A 23,963-nucleotide genomic window follows, 5' to 3' on the forward strand; every position below is an offset into this window, starting at 1 on the left:
CAATCATTATTCGGTATTTTACTCCATAACTGATATAATATTGTTATATATGAAGCTAGATTTGACTTTTAGGAAAATTCAACCAAAAAGAAGCCAAGAAGGTGTTACCCTGCTGATCTCGGTTTTGGTCATGTCGGGTTTGGCTTTGATCAGTTTGTCGGTTGCGGCTTTCGCCATTCAGGAATTGCGAGCATCCAGAGCCGTGATAGCCACGGAACCTGCGATCTCAGCTGCGGAGTCAGGCGGCGAAGAAGGCTTATGGGCGATCAAACGTTTACCAGCTTCATCTCTGGTAAATTGCGCCACCGGTCAAACCCCGCTAACCTTAAGCAACGGTTCTTTTGATACTTTGTGCAAAACGTACGGCAGTGCAGTCATAAAACTGCAAGCCAATGTCCCTTTTATTTTTTATCTATATGATCCGGGTAATATCAACGGCGATATGGACCTGCTGGCTTATCCCTATACTAATTTGACGGTCATTGACCAATCAGGAACTAACAATGTTTCCGTAAATATCGTGCGCATAGATCAAAGCGCCACTCCGGTTGCCGGGGTAACGGTACCACCCGGTGCAACGCAGGTAATTAATATTATTAGCGTAGCGCCAGGCTCTGAAGGACGGATGAAAGTGACTTTGTTGTCCGTCAGTGATGCGACCGTGAACTTGAATACCAATCAGGGCATGCCGAATTTCCCGACAATCAATTCGGGAGGCTGTGCCGCCAGAACTGCCGTGGCTGATTGCGATACCTCAAACTCAGAATTATTCAGCCGCAGGATCAATATTACCGTGCCGCAGCCGCAATAAGCAGAATTATGAAAACCGCCCTCAACGGGCGGTTTTGTTATTATATTTTTAAATTCTATATTCTGCCTGTTAGGGAAGCTTGATCACCTGACCCACGGTAATTAAATCCGAATTCTGCAGATTTGGGTTTACTGCAATAATGTCATCAACCGTAATGTTGAACTGCTTGGCAATGCTTGCCAGCGTATCGCCGTTTTTGATCGTATAAATTTTATTAGGGACCTTACTAGTGGTATCTTGGGGGATCTTCAGAGTTTGCCCGGCGTGCAGAACGTATGGTTCGGCCAAATTGTTGATCTGGGCGATCGAGTCCCAGCGGACATTATACTGCTGGCTGATGTTGAACAGAGTATCGCCGTTCTTTACGGCATATTGGGTGAACTGCGGCTCAGGATCCTGATGAGTGGCGGCACCCAGGACCTGTTTTTGGTCGGTAATTGCCGGGTCAGCAGTTGATTGTGCAATTGGCGCGGTTGATTTATTATTAACTACGGGAGAGATGTCCTTTTTCGGCCAAAGGTTGACTATGAGCAGAATGCTTGCGACTAAAAAAAATACCCCGGCTGCGGTCAATTTCACATCCCGCCGCTTCTGCGGGGTGATCTGAGCTCTCAGCTCGGGTGATAAGTGGGGTTTAATGTATTTCATTCTCTCTCGTTTTTGTATTTCAAATTTACGTAATCAAACTTACCCCAATTTTACGATATTAAAAACACTATGTCAAAGATCAACGATCAGGATATCAAGAAACGCATCATAAAGCTTGCAAATCAGATAAATACGCTCCGATTCCGCTACCATGTGGAGGATGACCCGACTGTCACTGATGAGATTTATGACTCCCTGACCCAGGAGCTGATTGCGCTTGAGAGTAAATATCCACAGTTCAAACTGAAAAATTCGCCGACCCAACGGATCGGGGGAGTGGCTTTGGATAAGTTTGAAAAAGTCAGGCACAAACAGCGGATGCTGTCCTTAAATGATGCATTTTCGGCAGACGAGGTCAGGGATTGGGAGATCCGTATCAAGAAGATCCTGCCTGAAGAGAAGTTTGACTATTTTTGCGAGCTGAAATTCGACGGACTGGCCATCAGTCTGCGTTACGAGAGCGGCGAGCTGGCCATTGCCGCCACGCGCGGGGATGGATTTGTCGGCGAGAATGTCACGGAGAACATCAAAACCATCCAATCCATCCCTTTGGAACTGCCCGTCAAAAAAGATCTTGAAGTACGCGGCGAGACGATCATGACCAAACAGGTTTGGGAGGATCTGAACAAGCAGCAGGAGAAAGAGGACAAGCCTTTGTACGCGAATACGCGCAATGCAGCTGCCGGTTCCATCCGCCAGCTCGACCCCAAGATCACATCAACGCGCAAGCTTCAGTTTTTTGCTTATGATATCGTCACTGACTTCGCGCAGAAGACTCATGAGCATGTTCATGCGGAATTGAAAAAATTGGGATTCAAAGCCAGCAAGCACCAAAAGCTCGCCAAAAATTTGGACGAGGTCTTTAAATTTTACAAAGAGATAGATAAGGTCCGCGACAGCCTGCCGTTCGGGATCGACGGCATTGTTGTTTCGGTCAATGACCTCAGTCTGTTCAACCGATTGGGAGCGGTGGGGAAAGCGCCACGCGGCATGATCGCATACAAATTCGCGCCCGAACAGGTCACGACAATCGTTGAGGATATTTTTGTGCAGGTCGGCCGCACCGGCAAATTAACTCCTGTGGCCAAACTTCGCCCGGTGTTCGTGTCGGGAACCACGGTTTCCCGGGCCACATTGCATAATGAGGATGAAATCCGGAGAAAAGATGTCCGCATAGGAGATACTGCGGTCATCCAGCGGGCGGGAGACGTCATTCCCGAAGTTGTCCAGGTTTTGCCAAAGATGCGCACCGGCAGGGAGAAAAAGTTTGTCATGCCCAAGCACTGCCCGGTTTGTAAAAGTGCCGCAGTCCGCCGTGTTATCGGCGGGAAAGAGGAGAGCGCTGATTATTTTTGCGAAAACCCCAAATGCCCGACCAAGAACTTGCGGGCCATGGAGCATTTTGTCTCAGCTTTTGATATTTACACGGTCGGGCCGAAAATTTTGAAGCGATTCAAAGATGAGGGATTGATCTCTGATGTCGTGGATCTGTTTTATTTAAAAAAAGAAGATATCCAGTCGCTGGAGCGATTTGGTGAAAAGAGCGCTGAGAATATTGTCGCTTCAATTCAAGCTCACAAAAAGATCACATTGCCTAAATTTATTTATGCTCTGGGAATCCCGCATGTGGGCGAAGAAACAGCCTTTGATCTGGCCCAGCGGTTCGGTTCAGTTGAAAAGATCATGAACGCGGCCAAAGAAGAAATTAATGCAATATCAAACATCGGGGAAGTCGTGGCAGAAAGTGTATTTAGCTGGTTTGCCAGCAAAGCCAATAAGGATCTGGTGAAAAATTTGATCAAAGCCGGAATTAAAATTGAAACGATTAAAATAAAAAATACGCCTCTGACCGGAAAGTCAGTTGTCGTCACAGGAAGCCTTGATTCCATGAGCCGGGATGAGGCGAAAGAAGCTGTGCGCACAGCCGGCGGCGATTGGGTCGGTTCAGTTTCAAAAAATACTGATTACGTGGTGGTGGGCGACAGCCCCGGGAGCAAAGCCGACAAAGCCGAAAAGCTGAGTGTTAAAATAATTAATGAAAAAGAGTTCTTAAAGCTTTTGGGAAGAGATTGATTTATATTATAAGTTTATCAACCGCAGGTCCTGAACAACTGAAGTGGAGGAATACTTGGCTTCTTTATGCCCCAAGCAGCGAAAACGGATCGCCCGCAAGGGAGGCCGGGTTTCACAAAAACTTGGCCGCGCGCACATTTGGAAGACTTCGGAAGATGCTTTGCGTGCAGCTCTGCTCAAAAGCAAGTTTTACGGCCGGCTTTTTGCCAACAAGCCGCCACCGGTCAAGAGTACTATGACCGTTCGCGAAGTCGTGGATTTTCTGGGCTTGTCCGTCCGTACGATCCATAACCGCCTGGCTGACGGCAAGCTTTACGGCAAGAAAAAAGGGAAAAAACTCCAGATCACTACGGCATCGGTCATCGCTTTGCGGCAAGAGTACAAAAAACTGTTTTGAGCGAGATTCTTTTTGTCCAAGGCTCAAAATTTTTGAAGCAAAGGAGGAGGCGGATGAGCGATCCTTCGAACTTGGCAACTCGTGAAGACGCCGCCCGGATCTTTGGCGTATCCCTGCGTGAATTATCCGAACTCATCGCTCCGGCAAGCTTAACTGGACCGTGTCTGACGCTGACAAAACCTTCCTGGTCGTAATGCCCGAAGATCCTGAAAAGTTCATGGCCGAGATCCGGGGCCCTAAACTTTTACGCGTCGTCGAAGCGGCAAGGAAGCATGATGCGCCTACCTCAAGAAAACCGCTCGCCAGTGTGTCCGATGAATTCTACTGGTCTCAGCCCAAATAGCGTTGCAAGCAAGTTGCCGCGCTTTTCTTTTTGCAAAGCAGGTTGTTTAAGGGGTTAAATTGTATTATCATGCCAGTAATTTGTGAAGCTTCGATTTTTAGGGAGGGCATATGGGTAAGGAAGACCGTACGGACCGCCGAGGATTTGCTTCCATGGATCCAGAAAAACAGCGCAGGATCGCCAGCAAAGGCGGACGTTCTGCTCACGAGAAAGGCAAGGCTTACGAATGGGACGCCGAGGCGGCGCGTAACGCTGGCCGCAAGGCGGACAAGTAAGCCGCGGCGGCCGTGGACGACTTGATCAGCCCGCAGCGCCATTCCAGATCCATCAATAGAATAAAGAGCAGTCAAATGATGACTCTCCAACAGCGTTTGCGAGCATTTGCGGCGCTTTTTTTTGCCAAAGCAGATTGTTCAAGAGGTTAAATTGTATTATCATGCCAGTAATTTGAGCAATTTTTTGAGGAGGATGCATGGACCAGCAAGACCGCAAAAACCCTCGGGGGTTTGCATCTCTGTCAGTGGAAAGGCGGCGCGAGCTCGGCAGCAAGGGCGGACCGCGCGGCGCACGAGAAGGGCACTGCGTTTGAATGGAACTCCGATGAGGCGCGAGATGCCGGCCGCAAAGGAGGACGACTCAGTCGCGGCGGCCGTGGACGGCTCAGTGTGCTGGCGGAGAACTCTCCGCCTCTTTTTCCAGAACCAACCGAACAGGAGCAAGCGAGCTCAGTAGAACTGGTACGATCAAAGTTGAAGTCGGATGCGCGAACTGTCAGGTACCTTCCACGCATTCAGGCTCTGACGGCTTGTGCTATTCGTGCACGAAATTCCGCGGTGAACTGCGGACTTTTGATAATGCAGGCCTTGAGCGTCTTCTGCTTAGACAGAATTGGAGCGACAGTTGCTTTGGAATATTCTGCAGTGAGTACAAGCGCCGGGGTTTGCACCTGCCACAATAAGCGGCGTAACGTGTGTGTTGCGCCGCTTATTTATTTTGACCGCAGTTGCTGCACTTATTTTTTTGATTTAAGCTTGAATGGCAAGAGGAGGAAGGGTGGTTCAATCAAAAAAACCTGTGACGGTTGGGTATGCTTGTCAGGTTTTGGACGTGACCGAAACCGAGCTTATGAAGCTTTTGGTGAAGAACAGGCTCAAATGGGCCATGGCAGCAGATAAAACCGTGGCCGTGGAACTGCCGGATGATGTTCCGCGATTTTCGGCAGAATTGAAGATCCAGCGGGAATCAATAAGCTTGGGGTCTGCGCGGCCGAACTTTCTGTGGCGCAAGACACGATCAAAACTTACTTGAAGAATGGCAAACTCAAGCGCGCACCCGCAGGCGTTACCTGATCACCAGCGAATCTGTGGAAAAACTGAAAGCTGTGCAAACAGCACAGCGAAGGAGACGGGCAAGGAGAGCGCGTCATGGCTGAACCCGAAACTGATCTGATTCCTCGGCCTGCGCTCAGGGAGATCGAGAAGCGATACATTCTCGAGATCCTTGAATACACAGGTTGGGATAAGAAGAAATCTGCCAAGATCTTGGAGATCAGCCGCGGTACATTGTATCGCAAGATCTTAGTGTACGGTCTGATTCAGGCCAAGGAGGCGGTGTAATCGATTACGGCCGCTTTTTTTTTCCCCAGACTATCCCCAATAGGGGGTTGACACTCTTTTCAAAAAAAGTTATAATTTAATAAGTTTAGTCAAAACAAACAATTAATTTGATAAATAGGGCATAAATTATGGTTAATCAGGACATTTTCACGATAAAGATAGGCGGTTCCATGAACTAGCACGCATTTTTTATGTGTGTGTGAGCATGACCCGCCAAAAGGCGGTTTTTTGTTGGAATTTATATCTAGGATTCACTGCTTCCCCGCACAGCTTGACTTAAGCAGGGTCTGAAAGCAAGCAGTGGATTCTGGACGTAAAGGTTAGCACTTTGGACAACTAACCGGCATCAAAAGAAACATGTTTTGCCGAATGCGTATGGGAACTGATGAGGTTCCGGTAGGCGCAGACGGACAGATTAATTTCTGAACATGTTTGAATCCAAGTCCTCGTCATGTAAACGGGCAAATAATAAGTAATTAGTAATCACTATTGCTAGTCAAATATATTATGAGGAAAGAACCTTCGGTTCTCTCCTCATCGCGCCCGTCGCAGAGCCGATTTTGCTTCGCAAAACAAGCGCCGCTTACTCCTCTCTCCTCCAAAAAGGAAAAGGAGCAGGCTGCTTGCCGAACGAAGTGAGGTCAGCTTTGCTGACAGCCGATGAGGGAAAACCGCAGGTTGTCCCTCATAACTTGAATTAAACAATTAAGAGTGTATGGTGGATGCCTTGCAGATCAAGCCTAAGAAGGACGTAGCAGCCTGCCGATATGCTTCGGTGAGGTGGCAAGCAACTCTTTGACCCGGAGATTTCCGAATGGGGCAACCTACATGCTGGAAGAGCATGTGTCTCATAGCCGTGGTGGTTATGTTGACGGGATACCGCGTGAAGTGAAACATCTCAGTAACGCGAGGAAAAGAAAATAAGGGCATTAAATAATTTACAAGTAAACAAAATTTGCTCTCAAGGATCTCTTGGGGCCGAATATTTGTTTATTTGGGAGGTCACGCCCCAGTTTTGCAAAAAACTGGAGCTGACCGACCAAAATATTTATTGTCTCATTCTCCTAGTAGTGGCGAGCGAACGGGGAAGAGTCTAAACTAACTTTGTGTTTTCGGGCCGAAGTGTAATAGCAATATTATTCCAAGCCTGATTTAAAGCTTACAGGCGTTGCAAAGATAGGGTAACAACAATCATTCATTAGGTCACTGTAATGATCTTGGAGATTTCAATTGGAGCTGTTTAGCCGAATGGTCCTGGAAAGGCCAGCCAAAGAGCGTGATAGCCCCCGCGTAGTGCGAAAAACCTCTTATATCTTCCGAATGGTTTGTTAAGTACAACTAGACACGTGAAATCTAGTTGGAATTCGTGTCGACTACGACATAAGACTAAATACTTGATCTGACCGATAGTGAACTAGTACCGTGAGGGAAAGGTGAAAAGCAGCCCGGTGAGGGCGATGAAATAGTACCTGAAACCATACACTTACAATCGAGTGGGAGCCTGGACATCGCAAGATGTTACGGGTGACCGCGTGCCTATTGAAGAATGATCCAACGAGTTAGCAGTACGTAGCCCTTACTTAAGCCATAAAACTGGCGAATGTACAGTGAAAGCAAGCGTGAATAGCGCGTAATAAGATTTTAGATATTTAAAATTTTTAATTTTAAATTTTAATTTCTTATAGGTTGCGTACTCTAAACCCGAAACCCGGTGAGCTACCCTTGGCCAGGATGAACGTGGTGTAACAACCACGGGAGGTCCGAACGCTAGTATGTTGCAAAATACCGCGATGAGCTGAGGGTAGGGGAGAAATTCCAATCGAACTGGGTAATAGCTGGTTCTCCTCGAAATAGCTTTAGGGCTAGCCTGTGCCGCACGTGTTTGAGGTAGAGCACTGAATCGGCTTTACGGTCGCAAGATCGTGAACCGAACCAAACTCCGAATTCAAACACTTAAGGGCATGGAGTCAGACAATGAGGTCTAAGCTTCGTTTGTCTAATGGAGAAGAATCCGAACCGCCGTTTAAGGTCCCCAAATCAAAGCTATAGTGTAAAGGATGTGGGATCGCTCATACAACCAGGAGGTTGGCTTAGAAGCAGCCATCCTTAAAGAAAGCGTAACAGCTCACTGGTCAAGCGATCTTGCGCCGACAATGTACTGGGACTAAGCTTTGTACCGAAGGCGCGGGTGCTTGCAATTTATTGCAGGCGCGGTAGAGGAGCGTTGTATAAGGGCTGAAGGTGTAAGGTAACTTATGCTGGACTTTATACAAGTGAGAATGTTGGAATAAGTAATATATATGCATGTGAGAATCATGCTCACCAAAAATCCAAGGTTTCCTGGGCAATGATAATCATCCCAGGGTTAGTCGATCCTAAGTCTGGATCCGAACGGATCCAGATAATGGCAAATACGGTTGATATTCCGTAACCGCTTATAAAACTGAAGCAATTACACATCATGATAATCTGAGCGCGATTTGACTATTCGCGTCGTCGCATTTGTAGTCGTATGTCCGAGGCAAGTCCCGGATGTTCTAACGGCGAGAGTGCGAAGGAAGCCCGGTAACGGGCAATTCGGACGAATCAAGGTGTCAAGAAACACTGCTAGGGCTTAGTGAGATTGCAAAGCAATTTGTAGTCTTGCTAAATATTTATAAGTGATCGTACCGTAAACCGACACAGGTGGATGAGTAGAGAATACTAAGGTGACCGGGACAATAATCCTTAAGGAACTCGGCAAAAAAGCAGGCGTACCTTCGGTATAAGCCTTGCCCAGCCCCACTCTTTTATTTCTATTAATGAAATTAAGAGTGTGTGTTCCAAATTAAAATAAGAACTACACACCAAAGACATTAGTAGCGATGAATGAGTGGAGCTGGGTCGCAGCGAATGACCCCTCCCGACTGTTTATCAAAAACTTAGGTCCATGCAAACCCGCAAGGGGAAGTATATGGGCTGATGCCTGGCCAGTGTTAGAAGGTTAAGGTTCCTTGCGCAAGCTCGGAGCTCAAGCCCTAATGAACGCCGGCAGTAACTATAACTGTCCTATGGTAGCGAAATTCCTTGTCGTGTAAGTTACGACCCGCACGAATGGCATAACGAGTAGGGGACTGTCTTAAGGATTAACCCGATGAATTTACATTGACGGTAAAGATGCCGTCTACCCGCAACAAGACGGAAAGACCCTATGAAGCTTTACTATAGGGTGTCATTGATGCAAGAATTTTTTTGTTTAGCATAGGTGGGAGCCTTTGAATCCTCGGCGCCAGCTGAGGTGGAGGCAACAAGTGAAATACCACCCTAAAAGATTTTTGTTTCTAACCAATATTTAACCAAGATTGGAACAGTGGCTCCTGGGTAGTTTAACTGGGGCGGTTGCCTCCTAAATGGTAACGGAGGCGTTTATTAAGGTAAGCTTAGCTCCGATGGAAACGGAGCTGGACGCGCAAACGCAAAAGCTTGCTTGACTGCAAGGCTGGCACGCCGCGCAGATACGAAAGTAGAAGTTAGTGATCCGACCATCCTTCGTGGAAGGGTGGAAGCTCAACGGATAAAAGTTACTCTAGGGATAACAGGCTGATCGAATTGATCGAATCCAAGAGTCCATATCGACGATTCGGTTTGGCACCTCGATGTCGGCTCATCGCATCCTGGGGCTGGAGAAGGTCCCAAGGGTTTGGCTGTTCGCCAATTAAAGCGATACGCGAGCTGGGTTCAAAACGTCGTGAGACAGTTTGGTCCTTATCTGTTGTGGGTGTTCGAAACTTGAGTGGGTACATCCTTAGTACGAGAGGACCAGGATGTATAGACCTCTGGTGTATTCCGTTGTCCCGTCCGGGGCATGGCGGAGTAGCTAGGTCTAGTTAAGATAAACGCTGAATGCATATAAGCGTGAAGCTGTCCACAAAACTAGGTTTCGTTGCGCTATACGCGCGATAGGTTCGGGGAAGGACTACCCCGTACAAAAACCAATGCTTCGCGGTGCGGAGTGCTGGTCTATAGGTTGCAGGTGTAAGCACAGTAATGTGTTGAGCCGAGCAATACTAATCAACCGAAAGTTTAATTCAAAATTAAAATTTTCCTCAGAAAATTTTATCCCGAGGATATATTTCTTGGGAAGGTTTTAGTTTTTTTGACTAGCAGTTAGTGATTATTAAAAATTACATAATTGTGTGCTGGGTAATGGAGTTGGGCGGATATGTTGTTGACGCGAAACCGGCGTGCGGAGTTTCTACCGTCCACGTTTCGAGGTTAGCGAATACACAACTTCTTCCCATCCTGGGAAAGTTACCAGGCTGGTGGGGCATTGTCTTGACCGCGTAATAAGGTCAAGACGCGACAGATGTCTGCCTAAGCCAGTCTGGTAACTCTTCCCGGTTTCAAAAGTTACAAATTCGACTGTGAGATGTATTCCATCAAGAGTGAGTGAGGTGGAAGCAGGCTGCGGCCGAAGCGTCAAATCCTAACCTGTTGCGGGTTAGGACACAGTTCGGATACCGGAAAGTCACCAGGCTAAGTGAACAACGGCGCAACCTCCCCGGTTGCGAGGGAACGTTTGTCTGCGGTCTGGTGACTCTTCCCGGTTTTAATGGGGAAGGTTGCGGTTCTGAAACACGATGCAATTGGTTCGTGCGACGAACGGTAACTGACCCCCGCCAATTTCAAGGAGAAATAAGTTTGTGGGCGTGTAGCTCAGACGGTAGAGTGCTGAATTAGGATCGACTTTCTTTGCCATGTCGTCTCCTGATCAGAAGCCGCAGGTTCGAGTCCTGCCACGTCCACCAACCTTTGCAACAAGAGTGGGATTAACTCAATGGTAGAGTGCCGCCTTGCAAAGGTGGAAGTTGGTGGGTTCGAATCCCATGTCCCGCTCCAACTTTTTTGGCGAAGACAACAAATTCGCCTCCATTTCCCAGCACGCAAGATAAGATGCCGATTGACGAAAGGCAATATTTTTGCTAAAATAATTAAGTATGCAAAGATATTCTGCTTCGTTAAAGTTGGTTGGTTTGTTGTTGGTCATTGCGGCAATAGGCATCATTGTCTTTGCTGTAACGAGCAACACATTATAAATTTCATTTAATCTCCTCGTGTTTCAAGGCTTGTGGCCCGACCTGATCCCATCCCGAACTCAGAAGTCAAACGCAAGACCGCCGATGATACTTCAGTGTAAGACTGACGGGAAAGTAGGCAATGCGGGGTTTTTAATTTGTCTAAAATATTGCGTGTAGATATGCCTGTAAGCACTAGACATAATTATGGATTTCCGCTAGGCTTTGGAACATTGGGAGGACTTATGAAAAGGCTTCTTTTTCTGGTTTTTGGAGTAATTTGTGCTTGGTTTTTTGTTTTCGTCTTCGGCTTCGCAGATCCTTCGCAATTTCCAGAACCCTGGGTTTGGGTTATCATTCCAAGCGCATTTACTTTGGCCATTACGTGTTTCGCTGGCGCTGTAATGTCCCCATCAGATAAATTTGAGTGGCAACTGTTGTTTTTATTTGGAATGGCAGTCGCGGGATTAAATGCCACTTTTACATGTTTTTTTACTTTTCTGGTGAAATTTAAGGATGGAGGTAATTCCGGCCGCCTATCTGGTGGCAACAGTCATTTTGGGCTCGCTCACTTCTCTTTTTTGGGGAGCTGAGCCTTGTTACCCGAATCAGAAAAAAAAAGCATAATGTTTTCACGGCTGCGCGCAATGCGTAGCCTTTTTATTGCTGCCGGGCAAGCGATATGAACGAGCGCTAGCAATACAGATGAATATGCGTATTTGCCAAAAGGCCATTTGAGGGTTATTATTTCTAATATGACAGAAGCAACCGTCCCAAAAAGCGAACCTGAGCTCGTCCAGCAGGTGGAAAAGATGTACTTCGCGGTCCAGAGAAACCTGACCATAGAAGCCAAGAATATTATTTGGCATTGCCTGGAAACAGCCAAAGAGTACTATCCGACAACTTCATATAAAGAAGATTGGGTAGGGATGTTACACGCTCTGCAGGATGTTATAAATGACTTTGAAAATCAACTGTCCGGGCAAGCGGAACTAAAGCTCCATGCGCTGCAAAAAAATTTAGAAGAACTTAAAAAGAAAGAGACAGGCAAGTAAACTGCTCCCCGAAGTATCGATCATTTTCGGGCCGCGCGCATGCGTGGCTTTTTTAAAGAAACTTGACAAACAATTGGCTCGGAGTTAAACTCTTTTTTGTACGAATTAAAAGCAAAATAAACATATGGTTCCCACCTATGAGGCCTATATTGAAGACGAGGAGTCAGATGCGGAAAATGACGAGATCGAAGAAGTGATCACCGACATTGAAGATGAGTGTGCCTTAGTTTTTGACAACGAGGCCAATGGCAAAATGCTGAATGAAATTTTTGACGCCGCCAGGGCTAATTATGAAAAAGACCGCAGCGGTTGGAAAAGCTTTTTCGGCGACTTGAAGTTCGAATTGATCGCAACTGATGATGAAGACAACCTGCGGGATATTCTCTCTCATCATTTAAGAAAGGCCAGGCTGGAATTAAGCTGATGCGAATCATCGCTGACCTACAAATCCATTCAAAATACTCCCGAGCGTGTTCCCAGGACCTGAATCCTGGGAACATTGGTAAGTGGGCGGATAAAAAAGGCATCCAGGTGATCGGCACCGGAGACTTTACGCATCCCAAGTGGCTGGCGGAACTCAAAGATGCTTTGGAAGAAACCAAGCCCGGGCTTTATCAGCTCAAGGACAGATCCGCAAGGGCTTATTTTATGCTGACCGCGGAAGTGTCGTCTATCTATAAACAGGGCGACAAGGTCCGCAGGATCCACAATATGATCTTGGCCCCGAATTTTGCAGCAGTTGAAAAGATAATTGCGGGTTTGGAAAAAACAGGCGCCAATCTTAAGTCCGACGGCCGGCCGATCATGGGCGTGAAGTGTCCGGACCTGGTCAAAATAGTTTTAGATGCAGATCCCGGGAATGTGATCATTCCGGCGCATGCCTGGACCCCGCATTTCGGGTTGTTCGGCTCGCTTTCAGGGTTTGACACGATCGAAGAAGCCTTCGGCGACCAGGCAAAGCATATTTTTGCGATTGAAACCGGGTTGTCATCTGACCCAAAGATGAATTGGCAGATCTCGAGGCTTGATAATTATAGTTTGGTATCCAATTCTGATGCGCACAGTTTGCGGAAGATCGGCCGCGAAGCCAATGTCTTTGAAATTCCTGAAGAAAAATTATCATTTGATGAAATTATCCGGGTGATCAAAGATAAAAACCCAAAAGAATTTTTGTTTACAATAGAATTCTTCCCGGAAGAGGGCAAATATCATCTGGATGGGCACGCGGACTGCAAGTTCTCCTGTTTGCCGAAAGAAACCAAGCGATTGAAAGGAATTTGCCCGGTTTGCGGCAAGAAATTATTGATCGGCGTTTTAAACAGGGTTGAGGCGTTGGGGGATAGGGAATTCGGCTTTATCCCAAAACGCGCAATTCCGTTTAGAAGTGTTATTCCCTTGGAAGAGGTGATAGCTGAAACATACGGCACCGGTATTGGCAAAAAAGTTTTGGAAACATATGAACGAATGGTTAGTAACGCCCCCGGCGCTGTCGCGCCACCCCCTCTTAATTTAAGAGGGGGTAGGGGGAGTTATTATACAGAGTTTGAGATACTCTTAGATTTACCACGAGAGGAAATAGTAAAAATTTCCGACCCGATTGTGGCAGAATCAATCATCCGTATTCGGGAAGGCAAAGTCCGCATTGAAGGCGGGTATGACGGAGTGTTTGGTAAAATCCATATATATTCTGACGAGGAAAGAAAGAAAGCCGAACAGCATAGTTTGTTTTGAATATTTAATCGCAATTCCGAACTTGTTTCGGAATCTCAGATTAAAAGACCCTGAACCAAGTTCAGGGTTGCGATACGAAACCCCAGGCCTTGACATGGGCTTGGCTTTTTTGATAGGTTGGAAATATCCAAGGAGGCGAGCCATGGTGGGGAGTTTCGAGTCCGACGCGCAGCCGCAGTTCTGCTCCGATTGTGAAATCAAAATGGTCTTTGTGCCGGGCACACAGACCGACGGCGCCCATTTCATCTGTCCGAAATGCGGGTCTACGATGCCTCATCCGACTCCACTGCCGCTGATCCCTTTCACTGCCGCATGCTTCCAAGCCTTTTGGCTTCGGCCGCATCCGCTGCTGGGAAATCAGATCCCGGCCGACGTTTGGCTTCAGGGCCCTGAGATGCGGGAGCACATCAGGAATCTTCTGGGACTTGAATGGTCCTGACGTCAGGGTCAACACGCGACCAAACCAATCGGTGAGGTCGTTCTTTTTTTGTGATATAATTTTGGCATGAGATGATTGTTTGATTTTGCTGCAGGAGGTTTTATGCCAGAGGCGAAGTACTGCGGCCTGGATAGCCCGGCTCCGGACGGACTAAGGTTCCTACCGAAAACGAATGTCTATGACCGCAACATGTTGGCGCATCTGACGCGCGAACATGTCACGATGCCCGAACCTCAGATCAAAGAATTCGTGGAAGCCGTCACGCCCGATATGCGTTCGGAGTGGGATGCGGAGAATCTCTGTCGATTGCTGGTCATCCAGCCGCGGCAAGCAGGGTTCGCCTCATTCAGTCCGGAATTTGAGGCGTGTGAGGCACATTGGCGCCGCGACGAACTTGATCATTTTCGCATGTTCAGCCTGCTGATCGGTCTGCTGACCGGCAGATCAGCAGAAGCTATCGAAGCCGAGATGCGGCCGGAGGATCCTGATTACACGAATCAGAGACCGATCATCGGCCAAGAGCTTGAGATCGCTTTGGCCCTGGCATGGGACGAGTTCTTTACGACCTACTACTACGGCCAGGATCGCGCTCTTTATCGCGCGCTTGGCCATCCCAAATTTTTGCGCTGGTTCAACCAGGTCATCAGGGACGAAAAGCTCCACTTCGATAATTTCAGTTCGGTCGCCATCAGCTGCCATGCGAACAGAGCCTCGGAATTTCCGGCGATCATCGATCGGCTGGAAAGCATGGAGCTGGCCCGGTCAGAATCCCGCCAACTCGGAAAACGAGTCGATTTCCGGACATTCCTCATGGATCGGGGAAACTCCGAACAGACTCCCAGAGAGATCAAGCGCCTAAGCTCGCAATTTCGGAAAGCCATCACCGGCAAACTGAAGCTCGCGCAAGAGTTCGTTTGATTAAAGCGGCCAAACCCGACAACGGGCGAGGTCGTTTTTTATTTCTGCTGAAGCATTGACATATGTCCGGGTTTTTGCTAGGGTTGGGGTTGTAAGGAGGCTCGGCATGAGTACGTTTCGACTTCCGGCAGAAGTGAGCCTGATGATTGGAATGGCGATTCCTAGAGATAAGCGCAGGCAGTTTTGGACAATGCGCAATGAGCTGCTTGGCAATCAAAGCCCTCAGCAGATCTGGCGTTCAGGCGCTGCGGGCCGAAAGAAGATCCGTGAGTTTATCCTCGCGGCCAAAAGCGGGGACATAACATGACGGACAGCGGCTAAGCCCACGGGCGAGGTCGTTCTTTTTTTTGTTTCTGCGGAGCATTGACTAATGCTTGGTTTTCTGATATACTTTATTGTTCAGCGAATTTCCGCTGGCATCCAAGGAGGAGCATTTGGCAAAAAAACGATACCCAAAGTCAAAGTTGCGGACGTATAAAAATCCCGATAACCTAAAGACGGCGGAGCGAGCTGAGCGTGAAGCCAAATTGCTCCGGAGATTGGATCAACGCGCTTTATTTATACCGGCTTCGCTGATGCTGTCTTGTAATGTCCTCACACCCGAAGGCCGCATGAGGATATTTGGTTTGGGCAGGCTTGAGACTGACAGTTTCGGATCAGACATCAAAGGTCTGAGCACCGACTCGAATGTACTGCGAATCATAAAGGAGCGTCTGGCTCAGAAGATTCGTCCGGGAGAGCAGGAAGTGGTGGTCACTCTTCGCTTAGGGAAGAAAGGACAGGGGGTTCGAGTCCGTCTGTAATTGATGTTGCTTTATGCGACCAAACCCCGATAACGGGCGAGGTCGTTCTTTTTTTGTTTTTTTGATATACTTAGCCCATGCAAAAATATATCGCTGTTGTAAATCCGCGGATGGATGATGACGAAATTTCCAGTCTGATCGCCAAAGATATTGCCGGCGCGCTTTTTGAGATCTCACATCAAAATTATCCGCTGGCCGCGAAGATCATTCGGCAGATAAAAGAGCAAAGCGCTTTGCATAACCGGCCGATCAGCATTATCCAGGATGTTTCGAACATGGAAGACCCGCTTGATCTGCAATTTGGGCTGCGAAGCGGGGTGGATTGGGTGGCAACTGACCGCCCTGAGCACGTTAGATTGTCCAAAGGGTTTAATAAACTGCCTGGTGTGATCTTTAAAGGCCGCGATCTGCCGAAACGCCTGCGCGTGGATAGTGTCATGGCGGACGGTTTTTTGGATCCTGATGCTGAAGTTATCGGGATGCAAAATGGGCAGATCAAGCACTTGATCTCGGAACATCCTGACCAACGGGTTTTGGATGCATTAGCAGATATCCTATCTTATGCCGCAACTTCGGCAATCGCTGTGTCTGATCTTGACCTGGCGAAGGCTTTGTCTTTCAGGCGTGCCAGTAAGAAAATATTTTTTGCACCCAAGGATAAGAGTGCTGCAGCCCGGGGCGGGATTTATTGGGGTGTTTATCCGATCTATATGGGCAACGATCTTATTTCGAGCCTCAAAAATACCCGGTTTGTAAAAAAAGGAGAACGCATGGTGGATGCCACTAATATTAAGCATGTTGCAATTCATTCGATCCCATGAGCAAAAAAAAGATCAAAGCCATAATTTTTGATTTCGGCGGTGTGGTGGCGTACGGCGGATATTTGGATTTTATCAGGCATTATTGCGTGGAATGCATGACGCCTTCCGGCATGAAAAAGATTAATAAGATGGAACACCAGGTGAATCTTGGGAATATATCCCAAACGGAATTTTACCGCGAGATAGCAAAGATCTTTCATGTGCATTTGACCCCTGCTCGCATGCATCGTTTGATAGTGAATAAAATGCAAACCAACTCATCTTTGGTTCGCTTGATCCCAAAATTGAAGAAAGCCAAAATTATTCTATTCAGCAATTCCATAGGCTACATGGCCGCGGAAGTTATGAAAGCGAGACATCTGAGCAGTAAAAAATTATTTGACCGCGTGTTCTTATCCAACATCATGCATCTGGCCAAGCCGGACGAAAAATCTTACGAGTTTGTTCTGAAAAAACTTAAAGTAAAACCCGCCGAATCGCTGATGGTAGACGATAGAATAGAAAACATTCTGCCCGCTAAGCGACTGGGCATGAACGGTATCGTTTTCAAAAACACCCGGCAATTTGCCGGGGAATTAAAAAAATACGAGTTGATTTAGAGTTGATTTCTATGCCGAAATAAGCTACAATGAGGCGACTAAACGCCTTATTTTGTTAAATAGGAAGGGTCGCATAGTGGCCTAGTGCACGCGCTTGGAAAGCGCGCATACCGCAAGGTATCGGGAGTTCGAATCTCCCCCCTTCCGCCAGAGAATTTATAATGGAAGAAATAATTTTAAAAGAACTACTGGTCATTCCAGGTATCGGAAAAAGCATTGCGCAAGATTTATTTGATCTGGGAATCAGAAAGGTTTCGGACTTGAAGGGCAAAGATCCGGAGAAACTTTATAAAGATTTTTGCTATCTGCAAGGGCAGCAGATAGACAGATGTTTATTGTATGTTTTTCGGGGAGCAGTTTATTTCGCCAGCCATAAAACTCACGATCCTGAAAAATTAAAGTGGTGGAACTGGAAAGATCAAAATGGCGGAAGATAAGAAAAAATGGAAGCGGGAGATCTCGGCCGGCGGCGTTGTTTATAAGAAACAAAAGGGCCAGATTTTCGTATTAATGATCATGCCTACGGGCAGAAAGTACGGTCCACCCGAGGGCTACTGGGCTTTTCCCAAAGGCAAAATAGACGAAGGGGAGGACAAGAGGCATGCCGCGCTGCGGGAAGTTAAGGAAGAAACAGGCGTGCAGGCAAAGATCATGGAAGATCTGAGCTATGTTAAGTTTTTTCGAAATTACGACCAGACGCTTAAGTTTGTCCATTATTTTTTGATGGAATATGCCTTGGGCAAGCTTGCTGACCACGACAGGGAAGTCGCAAAGGTGAAGTGGTTCAAATTAAGCGAGATTGAATCTCATCTGAAATGGCCTGCTGATAAAGAAGTTTTTGAGAGAGCGAAGAAAATATTAGAAAATGTCTAAAGGTCTAATTTCTGAATTTCTAAATTAGGCATTCAGGACTTGAGAAATTTTCGTTTATGTTCGATTCACCGATTGACGAGATCAAATCCCGGCTGACCATTACTGAAGTTCTGGGAGATTATATCCAGATGAAGAAAGCCGGGACGAATTTTAAAGCGGTTTGTCCGTTCCATTCGGAAAAAACGCCGTCTTTAATGGTGTCGCCGTCAAAACAGATCTGGCACTGCTTTGGCTGCGGCCTGGGCGGGGATATTTTTGAATTCATCAAACTGATAGAGAACGTAGAGTTTCCCGAAGCGCTTGCGGATCCTGGCGGACCGCGCCGGCGTAGAACTGAAAAAACCGACAGTTGAGCAGATCCAGATGGGGCGAGAAAAAAGATGTGCTGTTTGAGATCAACCTGCAAGCCGCCAAGTATTTTGCCAAAGTTCTGTGGGAATCCAATGCCGGTTCCGAAGCCCTATCTTACCTACGCAAGCGGGGACTGACCGATCAGACGATCAAAAATTGGCAGCTGGGTTTGCACCGGATGATTTTCATTACCTTGAGAATTTTTTGGCCAAAAGTTTTGACAAAAAAGATATTGAGCAGGCTGGTTTGATCGTCAAAAGCGACCGAGGTGATCACTTTGACCGTTTTCATGACCGGATCATGTTCCCGATCACGAGTTTGCACGGCCAAGTTGTGGGCTTTACCGGCCGACTGCTTCACGATAAACCCAACACCGGCAAATACGTAAATAGCCCGGAGACCCCGATCTATAACAAGAGCCAGGTCATCTATGGTTTGTACCAGGGAAAAAATACGGTCCGCAAAGAAAATCGCGCAGTGGTTGTGGAAGGGAACATGGATGTCATCGCCTGCCATCAGATCGGTTTTAGCCAAACTGTGGCTTCTTCCGGCACGGCCCTCACCGAGCAGCAGCTTTTGATTCTGCAAAGATTTACCAATAATCTTATTTTTGCTTTTGATTCAGACGCGGCCGGTTCCACGGCTACGAAACGGGCGTTGGAACTGGCGTTAAATCAGGGGTTCAATGTGAAGATCGCGGAGCTTGGAGGCGCCAAGGACCCGGATGAGCTGATCAGGCGGGGGATCGGGCTATGGGAGAAAGCGGTTGAGGGAGCGGAGAATTACGTTGACTTCTTTTTTGACCGGATCTTTGCGCAATATGATCCGACGAAAGTCGATGATAAGCGGCAAATCACCAAAGAACTGGGGCCTTTGATCTTTCGCGTGACAGACCCCGTATCGCGCGCGCATTATGTCAGAAAGCTGGCAAATGGCATCAATGTTGCAGAAAATAGCATCTGGGATATAATAAACAAGCTAAGTATGCCTAAACCGGTCCGTGCCGCCATCAAAAATGAGCCGCACAAGATGCGCCGGGAAGTGCTGATAGATCAGCTGTTAGGCCTAAGTATCAGTCAAAAGAACACTACAATGCTGCAGCAGTTCAAGCTGCAGGATTTTGGCCTACGGGCGGAAATATTCAGACTGCTCACCGAAAGCCAGCCTGATCTGGAAAAGTTAAGCCGAGCCAATCCCGAATTAGCCGCAACGCTGGAACTGCTCGTGTTTGCGGCAGAGATCGACCTGAAAGAGCAGCAACTGGACCCGAAAACCGAATTACCGAAGATCGCCGACCAGCTGCAGCAAATGGTCATTCGGCAGAGGATGCAAGAGCTGTCGGAGCAATTAAAGAACGCCGAGCAGAACAAGAATAAGATATTGATAGACGAGCTGTCAAAAGAATATATGATACTGAGCAACCGGATAAAAATTTCTAATTAATAATTTTAAGCATGGCTAAAGCAAAGAAGAAGAAAGTAAAAAAGGCAAAGAAAGCCGTTAAGAAAGTTATAAAGAAAGTCAGCAAGGCTGTAAAGGTGCGGTCGCGTATGCCTATGAAGCGGGAGCCCGAAAAAAAGACCGGGAGTTCTTTTGATTGGGATAAAGCGGTTGACGACCTGGTCAAACGGGGAGTGGCGCGCGGGTTTCTGACCGAAGCTGAGGTCACGCACGCTTTGCCTGAAATGGAAAACAATCTGCCGGCTCTGGAAAAACTGCTGGATGTTCTGGATTCCAAGGGCTTGGAGATCATGGATCAGGAAGTGGCCTCGGTCTGGCAGCAGGCGGCTGAATCGGCGCGCGTCAAGACGAAAAAAGAAGAGCAGATGGCAGAGTCCTACAATCTCGGAGATATTTATGACGATTCAATTCAAATGTATTTGCGCGAGATCGGCAAAACCGCTTTGCTGAAAGGCGTGGAAGAAGTTGAACTGGCAAAAAGGATCGGCAAAGGCGATGTGGCGGCCAGAAAAAGACTGATCGAAGCCAACTTGCGTTTGGTGGTATCTATTGCGAAAAAATACATGGGCCGCAACTTGGGGGCTTCTGGACCTGATCCAGGAAGGCAATCTCGGACTGTTCCGCGCGGTGGAGAAATTTGACTGGCGCAAAGGCTACAAATTCTCAACTTACGCCACCTGGTGGATCCGCCAAGCCATCACACGCGCTCTGGCTGACCAGTCGCGCACGATCCGCATTCCCGTGCATATGGTGGAAACGCTGAACAAATACGCTCAGGCGGAGCGCCAGCTGGTCCAGGACCTGGGACGCGAGCCTTTGCCGGAAGAGATTGCCTCTGAGATGGGCATTGAAGTTGAAAAAGTTTATCAGCTCAAGAAAATTTCTCAGGAAACCGTGTCCATAGACACGCCGGTGGGGGACAGCGATGAAGAAGATTCGTACCTGGGCGATTTCATCGAAGACCCGGATACGGTCACGCCTTCGGAAACCGCGGGCCGGCAGATCCTGCGCGAATATGTCCAGGGGATCCTCAAGGACCTGGATCCGCGCGAGCAGAAGATCTTGAAAATGCGATTTGGCCTGGAAGACGGGGTCACGCACACTTTGGAAGAGGTCGGCAAGGAATTCGGCGTCACGCGCGAGCGCATCCGGCAGATAGAAGCCAAAGCCCTGGAGCGCATCAAGGATCACTATAATATTTCCAAACTGCGGGATTACTAACAAAATTTTGAAATAAAAAAAGAGGAGAGTACAAACATTGATGTTTGTACTCTCCTTAAGTATTGTTCTAAAACCTCCTTAAGATTTTATTACTTGCTTACTGACAAAGTCACGAATCCGGAACTCAGATTCCCGGGATTATTAATGACCTTGAAGTAAACGGTGCCGACCAAATTCCATTGAACGTTGGACAAAGTGAGCTGCCCTTCGTTATTGAAAGTGGTTGCGGCCGGATAACAAGTAGTGGTTGCGGGTCCGCATGCGTACGCCTGTGACCCGTTGACGAAACCAGAACCGATGAGCGTCACCGTGAATGGCTTGGCAGCGTGCGGTGCGATGTTTGTCGTCAAGCGGCTGAGCACCAGCGGTTTTGGAATAGGCGCAAGATAGACGAAATACGAGATCGTCGTTCCTCCCGCCAGATTCTGGGTCGCTGACGGCGAGATCGAGCTGATGATGAATCCGGAGGGAGCCATGCATACAAGCGCATAGTTGCCAGCGGGCTTTCCGGTCAGGTTCATCGGCGCAACCGTTGCAACTCCATTGAGCGTGCATCCGATGTTGCCATTGCCGCCGATCACATAAAGGTTGATCCCTCCTGTTGGCGGCAATTTCGTGAGCGTAACTGTGAAGCTCACCGTTCCTCCGCCCAGAAGGTTCTGGAAAGAGGTAGGTGAAATTGAGGTTACGGTGTAACCAATCGGAGCGACGCATGACGACAAGGTATAGTTGCCAATAGTCTGATTACTCAAACTGGTAGGAACGCTACTAATTGTCTGGGTGCCCGAGGGTTTCGTGAGAATGCAGGACAGGCCGCCGTTGAGAACCGCTCCATCCTTGATGCCAAAGATGTTGACGGTGCCGGTGGGCGGAGCCGTAACCGTTATCGCGATTTTGGTTTTGGCGATCAGATTGCCCATCGTTGCCCAGAATTCGAAGCTGTATGTTCCCGGGATGGTGGTGGGACCCGGGGTGAGAGTGGCCTGGACAGAGATGCTTCCGTTTGCGGCGATCGCAATCTGACCTGACGTGTAGCTGTTGTAGCTGAAGCCGGCAGGACAAGCCAGCGAGCAGTAGAAATTCACAGTCACGTTTCCGGCTGTGTTGTTCTTCGGTTGCAGAGTTGCGCTGGCAGACACCAACTGTCCGGCAACCACAGATTTGGTCTGTGTATCCGGCGTGAAGGTGAGGGTTGGCGGTGGCAGGGCGACAGTGAAACTGTCCGAAGGATTCGACCAAGCTCCGGCATCGGTGTTGCGGAACTTAAAGAAGTAGCTGCCCGCGCCCAGTTGGAGGTTGTGCATCGTCAGACTAATGCTTGTGACATTAGTTACCCCAACATCAGGATGTCTGCAACCGGCAGGACATCCGTTGGAACCAAATACCCAGACCTGGGTTTGTCCGAGAACAAAGTTGGTTCCGGTTCCCAAGGCGTCAAAATTCGTATTTGCAATTGGTGCGAATACCGCAATTTTGCCAATGGTGGGTTGAAGCGGCGCAGGCTTGTTGATCTGCACTTGGCAGGTGGCTGTGACTGTCTGTTTGGGATTGCCGCTGTCGGTGACCGTGAAGGTGGCCGTGACAGTGCCAGCCTGAGCCGAAGTCGGTGCGGTATACGCGACAGAAGGAAAGCCGCCAGAAACAGCGCCTCCCCAACTGTGAGTAACCGTGCCTGTACCAAAGGAGTAGCTGCTGCTAAAGAGAGTGGCTTGTCCCGGATAGAGAAAGGCAGGGCTGGCGGAGCAGGAGGCCGTGAGGGGCGGGATCGGCGGGCCGATAGGCACGACGGGGAGCGAGGCTTCCATCTGCCGGTAGATCTGTTTTTGAGTGGCAGAGCCATCGGCCATGTACCTAGACAAGTCATGGCCAGCTATTCCGTAGCCGATTTTGATCGCATCCCCAATCGCACCAAAAAGGCTTAGGAAAGCATCATCAACGGATTTGGCAAAGCAGGAAAGCCCGATATCATTTACATTCCAAGGCAAAGCTTTCTTAAAGCCGGCCATGCTCGGAGTCAGATAAATGAAATCACTACATTCTGTGGTATACATCTGCCTACCGTCAGCCACGTAGTTGGCGGGGGTGGCAATTGCAATCACAGAAAGTTGATTGGAATCGGGCAATTTCTTCCCCTTACCATCAGCGTCTCGCAGACGGATACCATATTCCAAGTTGGCGTAAAAATTGCCTTGGCTATGGCCGACTAGCACCACGCGATAACCTTTGGCCCATAAGTCAAGTACAGCCTGATCCAAGGTTGCCAGGTCAGGATCGTCTTTGAACTGATCCTCTTGGAACTCCAAGGCACCGGCCATAAAAGCTATGTGCGCCTTAGGATTGGTGTTCAGCAGGCTTGAGTCATTGAGATACTTGTCCACCTCCGAGAGAGCCATCTGGTCAATTGCCTGTGCGCTGTCGCCCTTTAGCAAAAAGGTCTTGAGCTTGCCAGCGCTATGGTTGTAGAGAGGATAGAAGATAGTGGTGGTGGTGTCGAGCATGGGATGAGCAGCGAAGAATTTTTTTCTCATATCTTCGACTGTGTTTGCCCACACCACGTTGCCAGGTGTCAGAACGCCGTTGATTTTCTGATCGGTGACCAAAACCCCATTCACCCAGATGAACACAGCGCAGGTCCCGACCTTGAGACATGGTTGAACTGTCGTTGCCTGCGCCATTGCCTGGGCACTGGACAAAACCAGCAGACAGAACAGAATCACGGTACGAACGAAACTATTTCTCATCATTCCTC

26 protein-coding genes, 3 tRNA genes, 2 rRNA genes and 1 pseudogene are annotated in these 23,963 nt (G+C 48.2%); 30 read left to right on the forward strand and 2 right to left on the reverse strand.

Translation table 11 applies throughout. The annotated features are described in order from the left end of the window. Positions 1-49 precede the first annotated feature (49 nt). Entirely contained in the window at positions 50-811 is a 762-nt protein-coding gene (locus WDN47_04495) for a hypothetical protein (protein ID MEJ0021804.1), read from the forward strand. A gap of 69 nt (positions 812-880) precedes the next feature. Here the strand turns inward: WDN47_04495 and WDN47_04500 are convergent, their stop codons facing one another. Further along, positions 881-1,459 carry a LysM peptidoglycan-binding domain-containing protein gene (locus WDN47_04500; GenBank protein MEJ0021805.1) on the reverse strand — a complete coding sequence of 193 codons (579 nt, stop codon included), beginning with the start codon at positions 1,457-1,459 and terminating at the stop codon, positions 881-883. Between the two features lie 69 nt (positions 1,460-1,528). On the opposite strand from WDN47_04500, the gene ligA reads away from it, so the two are divergent. The 29 genes and pseudogenes from ligA to rpoD all read left to right on the forward strand — a co-directional run bounded on the left by ligA (position 1,529) and on the right by rpoD (position 21,214). Continuing rightward, positions 1,529-3,532, forward strand: coding sequence for an NAD-dependent DNA ligase LigA (gene ligA / locus WDN47_04505; GenBank protein MEJ0021806.1), 2,004 nt, complete (start codon positions 1,529-1,531; stop codon positions 3,530-3,532). Between the two features lie 43 nt (positions 3,533-3,575). Beyond that, positions 3,576-3,929: a helix-turn-helix domain-containing protein gene (locus WDN47_04510; GenBank protein ID MEJ0021807.1), complete on the forward strand. Its 354-nt coding sequence runs from the start codon at positions 3,576-3,578 to the stop codon at positions 3,927-3,929. 53 nt (positions 3,930-3,982) lie between these two features. Further along, entirely contained in the window at positions 3,983-4,123 is a 141-nt protein-coding gene (locus tag WDN47_04515) for a hypothetical protein (protein MEJ0021808.1), read from the forward strand. Next, the gene (locus WDN47_04520) at positions 4,123-4,272 is read left to right on the forward strand and encodes a hypothetical protein (GenBank protein MEJ0021809.1); all 150 of its coding nucleotides are present in this window, start codon (positions 4,123-4,125) and stop codon (positions 4,270-4,272) included. Before WDN47_04515 ends, WDN47_04520 begins: the two co-directional genes overlap by 1 nt. A gap of 110 nt (positions 4,273-4,382) precedes the next feature. After that, positions 4,383-4,547 (forward strand): KGG domain-containing protein, encoded by a 165-nt coding sequence (locus WDN47_04525; GenBank protein ID MEJ0021810.1) that lies wholly within the window; start codon positions 4,383-4,385, stop codon positions 4,545-4,547. A gap of 197 nt (positions 4,548-4,744) precedes the next feature. After that, positions 4,745-4,861 (forward strand): KGG domain-containing protein, encoded by a 117-nt coding sequence (locus WDN47_04530; GenBank protein MEJ0021811.1) that lies wholly within the window; start codon positions 4,745-4,747, stop codon positions 4,859-4,861. 464 nt (positions 4,862-5,325) lie between these two features. Next, entirely contained in the window at positions 5,326-5,580 is a 255-nt protein-coding gene (locus tag WDN47_04535; GenBank protein MEJ0021812.1) for a hypothetical protein, read from the forward strand. A gap of 116 nt (positions 5,581-5,696) precedes the next feature. Continuing rightward, on the forward strand, positions 5,697-5,888 hold the full coding sequence (locus tag WDN47_04540; protein ID MEJ0021813.1) for a helix-turn-helix domain-containing protein: 192 nt from the start codon (positions 5,697-5,699) through the stop codon (positions 5,886-5,888). A 695-nt stretch (positions 5,889-6,583) separates the two neighbouring features. Then, positions 6,584-9,958 (forward strand): 23S ribosomal RNA (locus WDN47_04545). A gap of 614 nt (positions 9,959-10,572) precedes the next feature. Next, positions 10,573-10,675 (forward strand) — tRNA-OTHER (locus WDN47_04550). Positions 10,676-10,690: 15 nt separating this feature from the next. Beyond that, a tRNA-Cys gene (locus WDN47_04555) sits at positions 10,691-10,766 on the forward strand. Between the two features lie 211 nt (positions 10,767-10,977). Then, positions 10,978-11,093 (forward strand): 5S ribosomal RNA (rrf, locus tag WDN47_04560). A gap of 94 nt (positions 11,094-11,187) precedes the next feature. Next, complete coding sequence (locus WDN47_04565) at positions 11,188-11,535, forward strand: hypothetical protein (protein ID MEJ0021814.1); 348 nt, start codon at positions 11,188-11,190, stop codon at positions 11,533-11,535. 162 nt (positions 11,536-11,697) lie between these two features. Further along, the gene (locus WDN47_04570; GenBank protein MEJ0021815.1) at positions 11,698-11,997 is read left to right on the forward strand and encodes a hypothetical protein; all 300 of its coding nucleotides are present in this window, start codon (positions 11,698-11,700) and stop codon (positions 11,995-11,997) included. A 124-nt stretch (positions 11,998-12,121) separates the two neighbouring features. Further along, positions 12,122-12,421 carry a hypothetical protein gene (locus WDN47_04575; GenBank protein MEJ0021816.1) on the forward strand — a complete coding sequence of 100 codons (300 nt, stop codon included), beginning with the start codon at positions 12,122-12,124 and terminating at the stop codon, positions 12,419-12,421. Next, positions 12,421-13,728 carry an endonuclease Q family protein gene (locus tag WDN47_04580; protein ID MEJ0021817.1) on the forward strand — a complete coding sequence of 436 codons (1,308 nt, stop codon included), beginning with the start codon at positions 12,421-12,423 and terminating at the stop codon, positions 13,726-13,728. The genes WDN47_04575 and WDN47_04580 overlap by 1 nt, the downstream gene beginning before the upstream one ends. Before the next feature lie 142 nt (positions 13,729-13,870). Continuing rightward, positions 13,871-14,167, forward strand: coding sequence for a hypothetical protein (locus tag WDN47_04585; GenBank protein ID MEJ0021818.1), 297 nt, complete (start codon positions 13,871-13,873; stop codon positions 14,165-14,167). Between the two features lie 102 nt (positions 14,168-14,269). Beyond that, entirely contained in the window at positions 14,270-15,085 is an 816-nt protein-coding gene (locus WDN47_04590; protein ID MEJ0021819.1) for a hypothetical protein, read from the forward strand. A gap of 106 nt (positions 15,086-15,191) precedes the next feature. Next, positions 15,192-15,392 (forward strand): hypothetical protein, encoded by a 201-nt coding sequence (locus tag WDN47_04595; GenBank protein MEJ0021820.1) that lies wholly within the window; start codon positions 15,192-15,194, stop codon positions 15,390-15,392. A gap of 127 nt (positions 15,393-15,519) precedes the next feature. After that, entirely contained in the window at positions 15,520-15,888 is a 369-nt protein-coding gene (locus WDN47_04600; GenBank protein ID MEJ0021821.1) for a hypothetical protein, read from the forward strand. Between the two features lie 77 nt (positions 15,889-15,965). Next, positions 15,966-16,709 (forward strand): hypothetical protein, encoded by a 744-nt coding sequence (locus WDN47_04605; protein ID MEJ0021822.1) that lies wholly within the window; start codon positions 15,966-15,968, stop codon positions 16,707-16,709. Beyond that, complete coding sequence (locus WDN47_04610) at positions 16,706-17,308, forward strand: HAD family phosphatase (GenBank protein ID MEJ0021823.1); 603 nt, start codon at positions 16,706-16,708, stop codon at positions 17,306-17,308. The genes WDN47_04605 and WDN47_04610 overlap by 4 nt, the downstream gene beginning before the upstream one ends. A gap of 62 nt (positions 17,309-17,370) precedes the next feature. Further along, a tRNA-Ser gene (locus WDN47_04615) sits at positions 17,371-17,458 on the forward strand. 11 nt (positions 17,459-17,469) lie between these two features. Then, positions 17,470-17,745, forward strand: coding sequence for a helix-hairpin-helix domain-containing protein (locus tag WDN47_04620; GenBank protein ID MEJ0021824.1), 276 nt, complete (start codon positions 17,470-17,472; stop codon positions 17,743-17,745). After that, positions 17,732-18,181, forward strand: coding sequence for an NUDIX domain-containing protein (locus tag WDN47_04625; GenBank protein ID MEJ0021825.1), 450 nt, complete (start codon positions 17,732-17,734; stop codon positions 18,179-18,181). The genes WDN47_04620 and WDN47_04625 overlap by 14 nt, the downstream gene beginning before the upstream one ends. A gap of 56 nt (positions 18,182-18,237) precedes the next feature. Further along, complete coding sequence (locus WDN47_04630) at positions 18,238-18,534, forward strand: CHC2 zinc finger domain-containing protein (protein MEJ0021826.1); 297 nt, start codon at positions 18,238-18,240, stop codon at positions 18,532-18,534. Next, the gene (locus WDN47_04635) at positions 18,531-18,782 is read left to right on the forward strand and encodes a hypothetical protein (GenBank protein ID MEJ0021827.1); all 252 of its coding nucleotides are present in this window, start codon (positions 18,531-18,533) and stop codon (positions 18,780-18,782) included. The genes WDN47_04630 and WDN47_04635 overlap by 4 nt, the downstream gene beginning before the upstream one ends. Next, positions 18,689-19,975, forward strand: a complete 1,287-nt coding sequence (locus WDN47_04640; GenBank protein MEJ0021828.1) for a toprim domain-containing protein — start codon at positions 18,689-18,691, stop codon at positions 19,973-19,975. Before WDN47_04635 ends, WDN47_04640 begins: the two co-directional genes overlap by 94 nt. A 107-nt stretch (positions 19,976-20,082) precedes the next feature. Continuing rightward, a pseudogene (gene rpoD, locus WDN47_04645) lies at positions 20,083-21,214 on the forward strand (RNA polymerase sigma factor RpoD). An 89-nt stretch (positions 21,215-21,303) separates the two neighbouring features. Here rpoD and WDN47_04650 read toward each other — a convergent pair. Then, complete coding sequence (locus tag WDN47_04650) at positions 21,304-23,955, reverse strand: hypothetical protein (protein ID MEJ0021829.1); 2,652 nt, start codon at positions 23,953-23,955, stop codon at positions 21,304-21,306. Between the last annotated feature and the right edge of the window lie 8 nt (positions 23,956-23,963).

Source organism: Candidatus Doudnabacteria bacterium, from assembly GCA_037200925.1.
Lineage (GTDB): Bacteria > Patescibacteriota > Doudnabacteria > UBA920 > O2-02-FULL-48-8 > JBDTSL01.